General features: G+C 73.4%; 14 protein-coding genes. 4 read left to right on the top strand and 10 right to left on the bottom strand.

From position 1 onward, the window contains the following. Positions 1-14 precede the first annotated feature (14 nt). Positions 15-1046: a PucR family transcriptional regulator gene (locus tag FED44_RS23140; RefSeq protein WP_208759136.1), complete on the top strand. Its 1032-nt coding sequence runs from the start codon at positions 15-17 to the stop codon at positions 1044-1046. A 207-nt stretch (positions 1047-1253) separates the two neighbouring features. After that, complete coding sequence (locus tag FED44_RS23135; RefSeq protein WP_138462021.1) at positions 1254-2483, top strand: glycosyltransferase; 1230 nt, start codon at positions 1254-1256, stop codon at positions 2481-2483. Positions 2484-2499: 16 nt separating this feature from the next. On the opposite strand, the gene FED44_RS23130 is transcribed toward FED44_RS23135, so the two are convergent. From FED44_RS23130 to FED44_RS23100, 7 genes are all read right to left on the bottom strand, one after another. Beyond that, the gene (locus FED44_RS23130) at positions 2500-3459 is read right to left on the bottom strand and encodes a quinone oxidoreductase family protein (protein ID WP_138462020.1); all 960 of its coding nucleotides are present in this window, start codon (positions 3457-3459) and stop codon (positions 2500-2502) included. A gap of 83 nt (positions 3460-3542) precedes the next feature. Then, entirely contained in the window at positions 3543-4577 is a 1035-nt protein-coding gene (locus FED44_RS23125; protein ID WP_208759135.1) for a zinc-binding alcohol dehydrogenase family protein, read from the bottom strand. A gap of 135 nt (positions 4578-4712) precedes the next feature. Further along, entirely contained in the window at positions 4713-5381 is a 669-nt protein-coding gene (locus FED44_RS23120) for an HAD family hydrolase (protein ID WP_138462019.1), read from the bottom strand. Continuing rightward, positions 5368-6453: an ABC transporter ATP-binding protein gene (locus FED44_RS23115; protein ID WP_138462018.1), complete on the bottom strand. Its 1086-nt coding sequence runs from the start codon at positions 6451-6453 to the stop codon at positions 5368-5370. Before FED44_RS23115 ends, FED44_RS23120 begins: the two co-directional genes overlap by 14 nt. After that, on the bottom strand, positions 6450-7325 hold the full coding sequence (locus FED44_RS23110) for an ABC transporter permease (RefSeq protein ID WP_138462017.1): 876 nt from the start codon (positions 7323-7325) through the stop codon (positions 6450-6452). Before FED44_RS23110 ends, FED44_RS23115 begins: the two co-directional genes overlap by 4 nt. Further along, positions 7313-8149, bottom strand: a complete 837-nt coding sequence (locus tag FED44_RS23105) for an ABC transporter permease (RefSeq protein WP_138462016.1) — start codon at positions 8147-8149, stop codon at positions 7313-7315. The genes FED44_RS23110 and FED44_RS23105 overlap by 13 nt, the downstream gene beginning before the upstream one ends. A 4-nt stretch (positions 8150-8153) precedes the next feature. Beyond that, positions 8154-9305, bottom strand: coding sequence for an ABC transporter substrate-binding protein (locus tag FED44_RS23100; protein WP_244302170.1), 1152 nt, complete (start codon positions 9303-9305; stop codon positions 8154-8156). 111 nt (positions 9306-9416) lie between these two features. On the opposite strand from FED44_RS23100, the gene FED44_RS23095 reads away from it, so the two are divergent. After that, the gene (locus tag FED44_RS23095) at positions 9417-10160 is read left to right on the top strand and encodes a GntR family transcriptional regulator (protein ID WP_138462015.1); all 744 of its coding nucleotides are present in this window, start codon (positions 9417-9419) and stop codon (positions 10158-10160) included. 48 nt (positions 10161-10208) lie between these two features. Here FED44_RS23095 and FED44_RS23090 read toward each other — a convergent pair whose 3' ends face one another. Next, positions 10209-11462, bottom strand: coding sequence for an MFS transporter (locus FED44_RS23090; protein WP_208759134.1), 1254 nt, complete (start codon positions 11460-11462; stop codon positions 10209-10211). A gap of 86 nt (positions 11463-11548) precedes the next feature. Here FED44_RS23090 and FED44_RS23085 point away from each other — a divergent pair, with 86 nt between their 5' ends. Then, positions 11549-11890 carry an ArsR/SmtB family transcription factor gene (locus FED44_RS23085; RefSeq protein ID WP_138462013.1) on the top strand — a complete coding sequence of 114 codons (342 nt, stop codon included), beginning with the start codon at positions 11549-11551 and terminating at the stop codon, positions 11888-11890. 52 nt (positions 11891-11942) lie between these two features. Here the strand turns inward: FED44_RS23085 and FED44_RS23080 are convergent, their stop codons facing one another. Both FED44_RS23080 and FED44_RS23075 read right to left on the bottom strand, forming a co-directional pair. Further along, entirely contained in the window at positions 11943-12830 is an 888-nt protein-coding gene (locus tag FED44_RS23080; protein WP_208759133.1) for a CE1 family esterase, read from the bottom strand. Continuing rightward, positions 12827-13720 (bottom strand): alpha/beta fold hydrolase, encoded by an 894-nt coding sequence (locus FED44_RS23075; protein WP_138462012.1) that lies wholly within the window; start codon positions 13718-13720, stop codon positions 12827-12829. The genes FED44_RS23080 and FED44_RS23075 overlap by 4 nt, the downstream gene beginning before the upstream one ends. Between the last annotated feature and the right edge of the window lie 20 nt (positions 13721-13740).

Genomic DNA, 13740 nt, shown 5'->3' with positions numbered 1-13740 from the left:
GCGTTCTCGCTCGCGTGAGCGAGGCGACCGGGGTGCCCGCCGACCTGCTCGGCGGGTTCCTGTCGGTTCTGGCGGCGTCGGCCGCCACCGGCAGGCTGCCCGGCCGCGCCGACATGGACGACCTGCGCGAGTGCGGCGCCCTCGCCGCCGAGCGCGGCATCCCCCTGCGCGTGCTCGCCGACGCCTGCCTGCACGCCGCCGAGATGACCTCCGGTGGCGCCTTTGGCGCCGTACGACGGGGCATCGCCGCCTACATCGACGGCTACGAGGAGGCGCAGCGTGCCGCCGTACGGCGGGAGGAGGAGGCGCGCCGCCTGTTCATCGACGACCTGCTGCAGGGCCGGGCCGACGCGGAACGCGCCGAGCACTTCGGCCTGCGTCTGGCCGGCGCGTACGCCGTGAGCGTGGCCAAGCCGGGCACGCCGCTGGAGGCGGGCGACCCGCTGGCCGGGAAGATCGAGCAGGCGCTCGTCGCCAGGTTCGGCTCGCACAACATCCTGGTCGCCGCCCGCGACGGCCTGCTGGTGTGCGCCTTCCCGGCCGGGCTGACCGCGGCGGGCGGGGAGTTCACCCACCACGTGCGGTCCGCGCTCACGACGTGGCGGGTGGGGATCGGCCGCCCGCACCAGGGGCCGGGCGGGATCGTCACCTCCTACCGGGAGGCGGCGGGCGCGATCGACCTCGGCGAGCGGCTCGGCCTGCGGGCCCAGGTGCTGAAGGCGGCCGACCTGCTGGTCTTCCCGGTGCTGCTGCGGGACAGGGACGCGATCGTGGACCTGGTCTCCACCGTGCTCGGCCCGCTGACCTCCGCCCGGGGCGGGCCGGAGCCGCTGCTGGAGACGCTGGAGGCGGTCTTCGCGGCGCAGGGCAACCACACCGCCGCGGCGCGCAGGCTCGGCGTCAGCACGCGGGCGATCACCTACCGGCTGGAGCGCATCCGGAGGCTGACCGGCTTCTCGCCCAGCGACCCCACGCAGCGCTTCACCCTGGAGACGGCCGTGCTCGGCGCCCGCCTCCTGGAGTGGCCAGCCCACCCGCTGAGCTGAATGGAGCGGACGGCCGGGGGCCGCCACTTTCAACGTATAGGGCATGGGGGGACTTGCGGCAAGACCCCGGTGACGGCGCAGAATCGGGGGCCGTGAGCCGGGCCGGTTCAAGCCCGACGCCGTCCATGAGCGTGGACGCGCTCACGTTCGCCGTGCGGCCGCCCGGCCGTCACCCATGCCCTCACAGAGCCGTCACAGGGGAGTGCCATGCGCGTGCTTCTGTCCACCATCGGAACCCGCGGGGACGTCCAGCCCATGGTGGCGCTGGCCCTGGCGTTGCGGGACCTCGGGCAGGAGGCGCGCCTGTGCGTGCCGCCCGACTTCCGCGAGTGGATCGAAGGGCTCGGCTTCCCCGTCGTGCCGATCGGTCCCGAGTTGCGGCAGACCGCCTCGGCTGCCCCTCGTGTTCAGGCCCCGCCCACGCCCGAGCAGCGCCGGCGGATGCTCGACGGCACGGTCGCCGTCCAGTTCGCCACGATCCCGGCGGCGGCCGAGGACTGCGACGTCGTCGTGGCGGGCGGAGCCCTGTCGATCGCCGCGCACTCGGTGGCGGAGCGGATGGGGCTCGGCTACGTCTACGCGAGCTACTGCCCGGTCACCCTGCCGTCCCCGCATCACGCGCCGGTGCCCGTCTGGGGGCAGGCGCCGCCGGACGGAACGGCGGGCAACGCCGCGCTCTGGGACGAGGACGCGCGGCGCTGGAACGACAACGTCGGCGCCGCGCTGAACTCCCACCGCGCCTCGATGGGCCTGGCTCCGGTCGCCGACGCGCGACGGCACATGTTCACCGACCGGCCCTGGCTGGCCGCCGACCCGGCGCTCGGGCCCTGGCCCGATCCCGCCGGCCCCGAAGTGGTGCAGACGGGCGCCTGGGTCCTGCCGGACCGGCGCCCGCTGCCTCCGGAACTGGAGAAGTTCCTCGACGACGGCGAACCGCCCGTCTGCGTCGGCTTCGGCAGCATCCGGGCTCCCCAGGGGGTCGCCCGGGCGGCCGTCGACGCGGCCCGCGCGCTCGGACGCCGCGTGATCGTGATGCGCGGCTGGGCCGGCCTGTCCCCGGAGGACGACGGTCCCGATTGCCTGTCGATCGGCGAGGTCAACCAGCGGGCGCTCTTCCCCCGGGTCGCGGCCGTCGTCCACCACGGCGGCGCGGGCACCACGACCACCGCGGCGCTCGCCGGGGCGCCGCAGGTCGTCGTGCCGCAGCAGTACGACCAGCACTACTGGGCGCGGCGCGTCGGCGATCTCGGCATCGGGACGGCGCACCCGCCCGCCGCGCCGACCGCCGGGTCGCTGACGGCGGCTCTCGGCGAGGTCCTCCGGCCCGGCGTGCGGGACCGGGCCGAAGCCGTCGCGGGCGAGGTGCGCGACGACGGTGCCATGGTCGCCGCACGGCGTCTGGTCGACGCACCGGCCGGCGGAGCGCCGCCGCGGTAGAGGAGCGCCCCCGGGGTCAGGGGACCAGCAGCAGCTTGCCGGTCGTACGGCGGCCTTCGAGGTCGTCGTGCGCCCGGCGGGCCTCGGCCAGCGGGTAGCGCTCGGAGACACGCACCTTCAGCGCGCCGGAGGCGACCCAGCCGAGCACGTCGTCCGCCCGGGACAGCAACTCCTCCCGGGTGGCCGTGTAGTGCCCGAGCGTGGGCCGGGTGAGGAACAGCGAACCGCCCGCGTTGAGCCGCTGGGGGTCGAAGGACGGGACCGGCCCGCTGGCCGCGCCGTACAGCGCCATCATGCCGCGCGGGCGGAGCGACGCGAGCGACCCCTCGAAGGTGGCGGCCCCCACCCCGTCGTAGACGACGTGCACGCCCGAGCCGGTGATCTCCCTGACGGCCTCCGGGAAGTCCTCGTAGCCGATGACGTCGTCGGCGCCGGCCTGCCGGGCGAGCTTCTCCTTCTCGGCGCTGGAGACCGTGCCGATCACGCGGGCGCCGCGCAGCTTGGCCATCTGCACCAGCAGCAGGCCCATGCCGCCCGCCGCGGCGTGGACGAGCACGTCGTCACCCGTGCGGACCGCGTACGTGGAGTGGGTCAGGTAGTGCGCGGTGAGTCCCTGGAGCAGCACCGCCGCCGCGAGGTCGGGGGCCAGCCCGTCGGGCAGCCGGACCACCTTGTCCGCCGGGATGAGGGCCTTCGTCGCGTACGCGCCGACCACGCTGGCCGAGACGACGCGGTCGCCGGGCACGACGTCGGTGACGTCCGGGCCCACGGCCGTGACCGTCCCGGCCGCCTCGGATCCGGGGACCAGCGGGAGCGGCAGCGGGTAGCGCCCCTCACGGTGGTAGACGTCGATGAAGTTGACCCCGGTCGCCGCCACCTCGATCAGCACCTCACCCGGGCCGGGCACCGGGTCGGGCCGCTCGGCGTACTCCAGCACCGAGGAATCACCGTACGCGGAGACGACGATGGCACGCATGCGCAACTCCTGTCTGAGGCCTCTTCTGATCTTCCTCAACCCGCCGGCCCCCGCCCGTTGTTCCCGGTCCGGTACGGCGGGCCTCAGAAGCCCGTCAAAGTGATCTTGCCGATCGCGGTGCCCGATTCGAGGATCCGGTGGGCCTCGCGCAGGTTGGCGGCGTTCACCGGACCGAGGTCCCGGTTGGCGGTGGTGGTGAGGACCCCCGCGTCGACGAGCCGCGCGACCCGGTCGAGGATGCGGTGCTGGTTCACCTGGTCCCGGGTCTGGAACAGCGAGTGGGTGAACATCAGCTCCCAGTGGAACGCGATGCTCTTCGACTTGAGCACGCCGATGTCGAGGGAGTCGTGGTCGTCGATGGCGACGATCCGGCCGAAGGGGGTGAGCGCCTCGGCGTAGGCCGCGAGGTTGCGGTCGGTGCCGGTCGTGCTGAAGACGTGGGTCACGCCGTCCGGCGCGACCTCGGCCAGTTGCTTCGCCAGCGGCCCGCGGTGGTCCACGACGTGGTGGGCGCCCATCCGGCGGGCGAACTCCACCGTCTCGGGCCGGGAGGCCGTGCCGATCACGGTCAGCCCGGTCAGGGCGCGAGCGAGCTGCACGACGATGGAGCCGACGCCGCCCGCGGCCGCGGTCACCAGCAGCGTCCCGGTCTGATCGAGCGCGTCGCCGCGCAGGCCCAGGCGCTCGAACAGGCCCTCCCAGGCCGTGAGGGAGGTCAGCGGCAGCGCGGCGGCCTCGGTGAAGGAGAGCGTGGCGGGCTTGTGCCCCACGATGCGCTCGTCGACGACGTGGAAGAGGGAGTTCGCGCCGGGCCGGTCGATCGCGCCGGCGTAGTAGACCTCGTCGCCGGCCTCGAACAGCTCCACCTCGCCGCCCACGGCGACCACGGTGCCGGCGGCGTCCCAGCCGAGCACCTTGGGCTCGCCGCCCGGATCGCTGTTCCGCCGCACCTTGTAGTCCACTGGGTTCACGGCGACGGCCTCGACCCGGACCAGCAGGTCGCGCGGGCCGGGTTCGGGCACCGGCAGCTCGACGTCCAGGAGGCTTTCGGGGTCGTCGACGGGAAGGCTGCGCCGGTAGGCGACGGCGGGCATGGTCCCGTTCCGGTTCTCGGTCATGTCTGTCCCCTCGCTCATGATGGAGATTCCGCCGGTCGCACGGCCCGGCGGCGTGCTCGGCACGGTATCCACCGGCGCCTGGTTACCCGCAAGGGACACGAGTATCCATCGGGAAACCATCGAGGTGAGAGCAGCCTATGTCCCTGGAGGAACCCGCCCCGAGACCAGGCGGCGCAGCAGCGGCAGGTCGACGCTCTCCAGCGTCGGCACGGCCGGCACGCCGTCCGGCGGCGCCGGACCGACCGCGATGACGGCGCACCCGGCCGACCGGGCCGAGGCGACGCCGGCCGGGCTGTCCTCGATCACCACGCACGCTGCCGGGTCGGCCCCGAGACGCGCGGCGGCGGCCAGGTACGGATCGGGCGCGGGCTTGTTCCTGGCGCCGTCTCCGGCAGCCACCGACAGCCGGAAGCGATGCCTGCCCACGGTCTCGAGCACCAGGTCCACGACCGGCCGGGGGGACGCGCTGACCAGCCCGGCCGGGATCCCGGCCGCCCGCAGCGCCTCCAGCAGCGCGGCCGCGCCGGGGAGCATGGTCACCCCGCCCTCGATCCGCCGGATGAAGGTGCCGGTCAGCATGGCCTCGACGGCGCTCCGCCCCGGACCGCCGTTCACCCGGCCGAGGAGGTGCGCCGCGGCGTCCTCGACCGGCAGGCCGAACAGCGCCTCCCGGTCGGCCTCCCCGAGAGGGGAGCCCAGGCCGTCCGCGACCTCCGTACAGGCGTCCCACCACAGGCCCTCGGTGTCCACGAGCGTGCCGTCCATGTCGAACAGCACCGCCGCCAGATGGTCACTGGACGACATCGGGTTCGGGGACCGCCGCCGTGACTCCGATCTCCGTACGGGCCGACACGAGCACGGGCCGCTCGACCAGGCGGACCCGTACGGCGGTGCCGGGAGCCAGGCGCGCGGAGTCGTGGCCGGGGACGTCGGCGAGCACCTCGGCGCCGCCGCCCAGCCGGACCCGCAGGCGGGCGGTGGAACCGCGGAAGGAGGAGACCGTCACCACCCCCTCCCCTTCGCCGTCGGGGGTGACCAGCACGGCCTCGGGCCGGACGAGCACGTCGGCCTCGGGCCCGGCGGGCCGGGGGCCCTCCACCGGCAGCGTCTGGCCGAGCACCGTCACCCTGTCGCCCGACAGCAGGCCGGGCAGGTGGTTCATCGCGCCGACGAACTCGGCGACGAACGGGGTCGCCGGCCGGTCGTACAGGACGGCGGGGGCGGCGACCTGCTCCAGGCGGCCGTCGCGCAGCACGGCGACCCGGTCGGCCATCGAGAGGGCCTCCTCCTGGTCGTGCGTCACGAAGATCGTCGTGATGCCGAGGGAGAGCTGGAGGCGGCGGATCTCCTCGCGCAGCGTGACGCGCACCTTGGCGTCGAGCGCCGACAGCGGCTCGTCCAGCAGCAGCACCCGGGGTTCGAGCGCGAGCGCGCGGGCCAGCGCCACCCGCTGCTGCTGGCCGCCGGACAGCTGGTGGGGATAGCGGCCGCCCACGTCGGGCAGGCCGACCAACTCCAGCAGTTCCTGCGCGCGGGCGTGCCGCCGGGCGGCCGGCGCCTTGCGCACCCGCATGCCGAAGCCGACGTTGTCGCGGGCGTTGAGGTTGGGGAACAGCGAGTAGGACTGGAAGACCATCCCGGCGTCGCGGCGGTTGGCCGGCACCCGGGTGATGTCGGCGCCGTCCACCAGCACCTCGCCCTCGTCGGGCCGCTCGAAGCCGGCCAGGCAGCGCAGCGCGGTGGTCTTGCCGCACCCGGACGGGCCGAGCAGCGCGATCAGCTCGCCGGGCTCCACCGTCAGGTCGAGCCCGTCCAACGCCACCGTGCCGCCGAACCTCCGGCGCAGCCCGCGGAACTCCACCCGGGCGCCGTTCATGACCCACTCCTTTGGCGTGCGCCGGCGGACGACAGGGCGAGCAGCAGCAGCCAGGTGATCAGCAGGCTGAACACGGAGACGGCCACCGACACCTGGGCGTGCGCGCCGGAGATCGTGTAGATCCAGACGGGGAAGGTCTGGAAGGAGAGCAGCCGGGCGATGGTGAACTCCCCGAGCACCAGCGCCAGCGTGAGGAAGGACGCGCCGGCCATCGCCGACCGCATGTTGGGGATGATCACCCGCAGCAGCACGTGGGGCCACGACGCGCCGAGGTTCCTGGCCGCCTCCGACAGTGTGCGTACGTCGATCGCCCCGAGGCCCGCGTCGAGCGAGCGGTAGGCGAACGGCAGCGCCAGCACGACGTAGGCGAGCACCAGCACGACCGGGAAGCCGGGGTCCTGCACCGCGATGATCGTCTGGTAGAAGGGCGTGCTCGCGAGGTAGTCGGGCCCCCATCGCAGCACCGTGCTGATCCCGGCCACGAACGTGATCGGGGGCACGACCAGCGGCAGTGTGCAGACCACCTCCAGCACCGGCCGCCACCGCGGCGCGCCGAGCCGTACGGCCACGACGGCGGGCAGCGTCAGCAGCAGCACGATCACGATCGTCGCCGCCCCGAGCCCGAGCGACAGCAGCAGGCTCCCGGCGAAGCCCTCGGCCGAGAAGATCTCCCCGTACGCGTCGAGCGAGAAGCCCTGGTCCGGGACCTTCACCGTGAAGACGAACGACGCGATCAGCGGGACGAGGAAGTACACGGCGGCGAGGAGGAGGACCACTCCGCGCCAGAGCCGGGGACGGCGCGCCCGGCCGCCGCGGCCGGGCGCCGCCCCGAGGGCGGCAGGCGTGGTGACCTGGGGAGTCAGCGGAGCCATCGGGCGCTCCTTCGCCGCAGCGGGAGGTAGACGGCCATCACCAGGCCCGCGACCACGATCATGTCGAGGCTGAGGGCCAGCGCGACGTTCTCGTGCCCGATGAGGACGTTGCCGGTGAGGGCATCGGCGATCTTGAGGGTGACCAGCGGGACGCTGGAGCCCACCATGGCCTGGGCCGTCGCGTAGGCCGCGAACGCGCCGCCGAACAGCAGCACGACCCCGCCGAGCAGCGCCGGGGTCAGCACCGGGACGCCGACGTACCGCCAGAACTGCCAGGTGCTCGCGCCGTTGTTCTGCGCGGCCTCGCGCCACTGCGGGCGCAGCCCGTCGAGGGCCGGCACGACCGTGAGCACCATGAGCGGGATGGAGAAGTAGAGGTAGACCAGGGTGAGGCCCCAGAAGTTGTACAGGCTCCACCCGTGGTCGCCGAGGCCCAGGGTCTGGGTCACGACGCCCGAGTTGCCGAGCGTGGCGATCCAGGCGAAGGCCAGCGGCACGCCGCCGAAGTTGGCCAGCACGCCGGAGGCGGTCAGCACCCCCTCCCGCAGGGCCCGGAACCGGGAGGTCACCACGGCCTGGGCGAGGAACGTGCCGAGCACCCCGCCCAGCACCGCCACGAGCGCCGAGATCTCCACGCTCCCGATCAGCGAGGTGAGGTACGCCCCCTGGAGCGACTCGGTGAGGTTGGCGGCACTGGGCGTGCCCTCCCTGGTGAACGTGCCGCCGAGGAGGACCAGCATCGGCACGCCGAAGACGATGACGACGAAGACCAGCAGCGGCAGGACCGCCCACCCGCTCTTCGATCCCGTACGGCTGTCGCCCACGACGTCAGCCGGAGACCGCCGCGCCCCACCCGCTCGCCAGGACCTCCTTGGCCTTGTTGACCTGGTCCGGCGTCGGGAAGGCGGGGGTGCCCTCGACCTTGGGAAGCTGGGCGACCAGGGCCGCGTCCGCGCTGCCGTCCTGCTGCATGGTGGGCAGCAGCACCGGCCGGGCGTAGCCCTTCAGCCACAGGTTCTGGCCCTCGGCGCTGTAGAGGAACTCCTGCCACAGGCGGGCGGCGGCGGGGTGCGGCGCCCACTTGTTGATCGCCTGGGCGTAGAAGTTCGCGTACCGGCCGTCGGAGGGGATGGCGATCTTCCAGTCCACGCCCTTGGACGCGAACTCCTTGGCGTAGCTCGCCTGCAGGTAGTCCCAGTCGATGGTGATCGGGGTCTCGCCCTTCTCGACGGTGGCGGGAGTGGCCTCGACGGGGTTGAAGTTGCCGTTCTTCTTGAGCTTCCCGAAGAAGTCGATGCCGGGCTGGATGTCGTCGAAGGAGCCCTGGTTGGCCAGCGAGGCGGCGTACACGCCGGCGAACGCCGCGCCGGCCTTGGTCGGGTCGCCGTTCAGCGCGACCTTGCCCTTGTACTCGGGCTTGAGCAGGTCGGCGAACGTCTCCGGGCAGGTCTTGACCCGCTTGGCGTCGCAGCCGATGGAGATGTAGCCGCCGTAGTCGTAGGACCAGGCGCCGCCGGGCTCCTTCTGCCCGTCGGGGATCTTGTCCCAGCTCTGCACCTTGTACGGCGCGAACAGGCCCTCCTGCGCGCCGCTCAGCGCGAAGGCGCTGCCGAGGTCGAGCACGTCGGGGGCGCGGCCCTGGCCCTTCAGGGTCTTGACCGCGTTGATCTCATCCTGGCTGGAGCCGTCCGGGTTGTCGTTCGTGACCTTGATGCCGTACTTCGCCTCGAACGCCTTGATGATCTCGCCGTAGTTCGCCCAGTCGGGCGGCAGCGCGATGGTGTTGAGCTGCCCCTCCTTCTTGGCGGCCTCGACGAGCTTGTCCAGGCCGCCGAGGTCCTGGGCCGAGGTCGCGGAGGCGGCCTTGGAGTCACCGGACCCCGAAGCGCCGCCGGCGGTCGTGGGGGCGGCCCCGCAGGCCGCGATCACCGATGTGGTCATTGCGAGCGCGGCCACGAGACCGGCGGTGCGTGCGGACAAGAGTCCCTCCCATAGGGTTCGTGCAACGAACGTAGGCGAACTTGTACAAACAAGCCAGACCAAGTACGTCGCACATCGATGTCGGTCGCGTGAACGGGAGGGCTCGGCACGATGGCCCGTTATGAACAGATCGCCGGTGACCTGCGGGACGCCATCGTGCGGGGGGATTATCCGATCGGCGGCCGGCTCCCCTCGGAGGCCGATCTGGCTGTGCGCCACTCCGCCTCGCGGGGGACCGTACGCCAGGCGGTCGCCCTGCTGGCCGCCGAAGGGCTGGTCGGGTCCCGGCAGGGCGCCCGGCGCATCGTGCTGGGCAGCGAGCGCAGCCAGAGCTTCACCGAACTGCACAGCTTCGCCCAGTGGGCGCGGTCCATGGGTTACCGCGCCAGCGGGAGCGTGCTGTCCTCCCGCCGCCGCCCGTGCGCGCCCGCCGAGGCCGTACGGCTGTCGGTGGAGCCGGGGGAGGAGGTGCTCGACGTGCGGCGGCTGCGCCGCCTCGACGGCGAGCCCGTGCTGGTCGAGCACACCGTCTACGCGGGCTGGATCGCCCCCGCCGTCGAGAGGCTCGACCCGGAGTGCGAGTCGGTGACCCAGGAGCTGTACGAGTCGGTCGGCCTGGTCTTCGCGTACGGCGAGCACCTGATCGACGCGGTGGCGGCCGGGGCCGGGGAAGCCCGGCTGCTCGGCGTCCGCCGCGGCAGCCCCCTGTTGCGCCAGCGCCGGACCACCACCAGCCAGGAGGGCCGGCCCGTCGAGTGCTCCGACGACCGCTACCGCGCCGGCAGCGTCACTTTCAGCATCCGCAACTCCACCGCTGCCAACCCCCTCGGCCGCCGCGCCGGCGAGCCCGGCTGACGGCCGTCACGAAGCGGCTGTCACGAGGCGGCCGTCACGAGGCGGCCGTCACGAGGCGGCCGCGAGGCGCCGGTTCCGCGTCTCGTAGGCGAGGGCGCCGGCGACCACGAGGGCGACCACGACGCCGTAGACCAGCGACGTTCCCCGCAGGCCCTGCGTGGTGATGGCCAGCCCGGCGACCAGCGCCGGGATGCTGAAGGCCAGGTAGCTGACCACGTAGATCGCCGAGATCAGCGCGGCCCGCTCGTGCGGCGCCGCGAGCTGGCTGACCATCCGGAAGGCGCCCAGGTAGGCCGGCCCCCATCCGACGCCGGCGACGACCGCGGCCGCGACGAAGACGCTCAGCGAGGACGACGCCACGGCGACCACCAGCAGGATCGTGCCGAGGAGGAGCAGCAGCGTGCCCTCCCGCTGCATGCGCTCCGGGGTGTGCCGCCTGAGCAGCACGGACGCCAGCGCCGAGGATGCGGCGAGCGCACCGAGCGTGACGCCGATCGCCGCGTGGTTGCGCTCGGCGAAGACCGTGGCGAGCAGCGAGCCCCCGACGGAGAGGATCAGCCCGCCGAGCATCCAGGTGGAGATCAGGACGGGGGCCGCGCGCAGGAACGCGCGCCTGGCCGGCGCGGGGACGGACACCTTCGGGCGCAGCGCGGCCACGGCGCCGGGCGTCCGCGTGACCGTCTCCGGAAGCACCGCCGTCGCGGCGGCGAGGACGGCGAACGCCGCGGTGAGGACCACGAAGATCAGCCGGGTCGGGTGCGGGGCGTACTGGATCAGGACGCCGCTCCCGATCGTGCCGAGGCCGAGACCTCCGGTGGCCGCCGCGCCGTTGACGAGCGAGCCCAGCCGCGAGCCGTCGTCCGGCTGCAGGTCGAGCAGGTACGCGCCGACCACGCCGACGGCCGCGCCGGTCGCCAGGCCCTGGACGACACGGGCGGCGAAGAGGGCGGCGACGCCGTGCGCGCCGAGGAAGACGGCCATCGCGGCCGCCTCGACGACCAGCGCCGCGGCGAGGACCGGGCGGCGGCCGAGGAAGTCGGAGAGCCGTCCCGCGGTGAGCAGGCTGACCAGCAGCGCCAGCACGTAGACGGAGAAGATCGCCGTCAGTGTGAGGGCGCTGAAGCCGAACTCGGCCTGGTAGACGGGGTAGAGGGGGCTCGGCGCGCTCGACGCGGCCAGCAGGATGGCGGTGGTGCCCGCCACCAGCCAGAAGGCCGCGGCGCGCGGCAGCACCGGAAGGCGGCGGCGTTCCGGTGCCGGGCTGTCGAGGGAGGACCGTGATCCGTGCAGCAGACTTGTCATCGTGGGCTCCAACCTGCCTACTGTTCGATTTCTATCGAACCGTTGGAACCACACCGTCACGCCGATAGTTCCAAGAAGGTCGAACTGTGAGCAACGCCACAACGCGCCGGCTCCCGCATCCCGAGCTGAAGGACGTCGAGCTTCCCGCCGTCCTGTTCGCGCTCAGCGACCCGGCCCGGCTCGACCTCGTACGGCAGCTCGCGGCGCAGGGGCCGCTGACGGTGGCGCAGTGCCAGGCGACGGAGCCCGGCGTGCCCAAGTCGACCTTCTCCCACCACCTGAAGACGCTGCGCGAGGCCGGGCTGATCCGCAACGATCCGGCCGGCCGGCAGCGGATCGTCACGCTGCGCAAGGCGGAGGTCGACGAGCGCTTCCCGGCGCTGCTGGACGCCGTCCTGTCGTCGGCCCCCGCACACCGCCCCGCGTAGGTCGGGTGGTCCCTCCGCCCGGCCCCGCGAGGCGCTGAACGCGAGGGCGGCACTAGCGCGACAGCTCGAAGAACTCCGCGACCAGGTCGGCGGTGTTCACGTCCTGGCTGGTCCTGCCGAGGACGGCCGGCGCTCTGCGGGGGCCGGGGATGGTGTGCCCGCCGCCGTGCACCGTGAGCAGCGTCACCGGCGGCCGGCCCGGCTGCCGGTAGTCGGTGCGCTCGGCGGACGTCCCACCGGCCGAGCCGGCCCGCCTCGGCAGCGTCCTGCTGACCGGCCTGCCGGTGATGCCGTTGCGGGCCGCGAAGTAGGCCGCGGTCTCCGGCATCGACAGGCTCCGCCCGCCGATCCTGAACAGCTTCCGCGCCCACCAGCTCAGCTCGCCGCCCGCGTAGCCGATGATCGGGTCCTTCGTGCCGTGGACCAGCAGCACCGGCATCGGCACGGCGGGCGCGTCGGCCACCAGGAAGTTCTCCGGGGCCGGCATCGTCGCCGCGAGCACCGCCGCCCCTGAGATCAGCTCCGGCGTCTCGTGGGCCAGGCGCATCACCATCTGCCCGCCGTTGGAGTAACCGATCGCGAACACCCGTCCCGGGTCGACGCGGTGGCTCGCCACCAGCTTCCTTATCACCGCCCGGGTGAAGCCGACGTCGTCGATGTTCTCCCTGCGGGCCGGGAACCGGCTCTCCCGGCGCCCGTCGTTCCAGTTCCCCTTGTGACCGTCCAGGTACACGACCACCGCCGCGCCGCCGTCCGCCAGCGCGTCGAACGCCTTCCCGGTGAACTTCCGGTGCTTCGCCCCGGTCTGCCGTGACCCGTGGAAGACGAGAACCAGATCACGCGAAGGCCTGCCGTCCGCCGGCCCCACCACCGTGTACGTACGCGGCCTGCCGCCCACCTCGACGCTGTCCCGCATCACCGTCTGTCCCTTCCCGTTCATCCGAGGAAGCCGATGAGGGTGCGGGCGGTCCACTCCGGGGCCTCCTCGGGCAGGAAGTGTCCCGCTCCGGGCGCGACCACCCCGGTCACGTCGGCGGCGACCTTCCGCATGACCTGCTCGACCGCCTCGCCCGAGGCCCGTTCGCCGCCCGCGGCCAGCACCGGGATGGTCAGCGGCCCGGCCGCCGCCCACGCGGCGATCTGCGCCGCTCCCTCTCCCGCACGGTAGAACTCGAAGCTCGCGTGCAGCGCCGCCGGATCGCGCAGCGCCTCGACGTACACCTCCACCGCGTGCGGCGGGATCGCGTCCGGCGTGGCGGCCTTCGAGGCGAACTGGTGCCCGAAGTAGATCTCCTCCCGCCCGGCCACCATCCGCTCGTTGACGTCCCGGAGCCGGTTGAAGGCGAAGTGCCAGAGGTACTCGTTCAGCGCCGGTTCCATCAGCAGCGGCGGCATCGGGGAGAGCCCCGGCAGGATCGCCTCCGCGACGGCGAGCCGGGTGACCCGGTCGCGATGGGCTGCGGCGAGCGCGTACCCGACGATCATGCCGAGGTCGTGGCCGGCCACGGCGAAGCGCTCATGGCCGAGGCCGGTCATCAGGGCGGCCATGTCCCCGGCGAGGGTGGCCGTGTCGTAGCCGGTGGCGGGCTTGTCGCTGGCCCCGACCCCGCGTACGTCGGCGGCGACGACCGTGAAGTGCTCGGCGAGGGCGGGCATCACCAGGCGCCAGCCGTACCAGAACTGCGGCCACGCGGGGAGCAGCAGCAGTGCCGGGCCGTTCCCGCCGGTCACGGCGTGCAGGGCGAGCCCGCCCACGTCGACGGTACGGCTGGTGAAGGTGTCGGTGAAGCCGTCCGGCAGGTGCGGAACGTCGGTCACGGTGAAAGGCACAGAGATCTCCCAGGGAATGG

The sequence above is a fragment of the Microbispora triticiradicis genome (assembly GCF_005864065.1).
GTDB classification, from domain to species: domain Bacteria; phylum Actinomycetota; class Actinomycetes; order Streptosporangiales; family Streptosporangiaceae; genus Microbispora; species Microbispora triticiradicis.
The sequence above is the reverse complement of the archived record's forward strand: the minus strand, read 5'-3'. Positions and strand labels throughout refer to the sequence as shown.

What these genes read in the sequence shown, in the direction of transcription:
- FED44_RS23090 (WP_208759134.1), bottom strand. Translation starts at nt 11,462, where the DNA reads ATGACAAGTCTGCTGCACGGATCACGGTCCTCCCTCGACAGCCCGGCA.
- FED44_RS23135 (WP_138462021.1), top strand. Translation starts at nt 1,254, where the DNA reads ATGCGCGTGCTTCTGTCCACCATCGGAACCCGCGGGGACGTCCAGCCC.
- FED44_RS23080 (WP_208759133.1), bottom strand. Translation starts at nt 12,830, where the DNA reads ATGAACGGGAAGGGACAGACGGTGATGCGGGACAGCGTCGAGGTGGGC.
- FED44_RS23115 (WP_138462018.1), bottom strand. Translation starts at nt 6,453, where the DNA reads ATGAACGGCGCCCGGGTGGAGTTCCGCGGGCTGCGCCGGAGGTTCGGC.
- FED44_RS23130 (WP_138462020.1), bottom strand. Translation starts at nt 3,459, where the DNA reads ATGCGTGCCATCGTCGTCTCCGCGTACGGTGATTCCTCGGTGCTGGAG.
- FED44_RS23095 (WP_138462015.1), top strand. Translation starts at nt 9,417, where the DNA reads ATGGCCCGTTATGAACAGATCGCCGGTGACCTGCGGGACGCCATCGTG.
- FED44_RS23125 (WP_208759135.1), bottom strand. Translation starts at nt 4,577, where the DNA reads ATGACCGAGAACCGGAACGGGACCATGCCCGCCGTCGCCTACCGGCGC.
- FED44_RS23110 (WP_138462017.1), bottom strand. Translation starts at nt 7,325, where the DNA reads ATGGCTCCGCTGACTCCCCAGGTCACCACGCCTGCCGCCCTCGGGGCG.
- FED44_RS23120 (WP_138462019.1), bottom strand. Translation starts at nt 5,381, where the DNA reads ATGTCGTCCAGTGACCATCTGGCGGCGGTGCTGTTCGACATGGACGGC.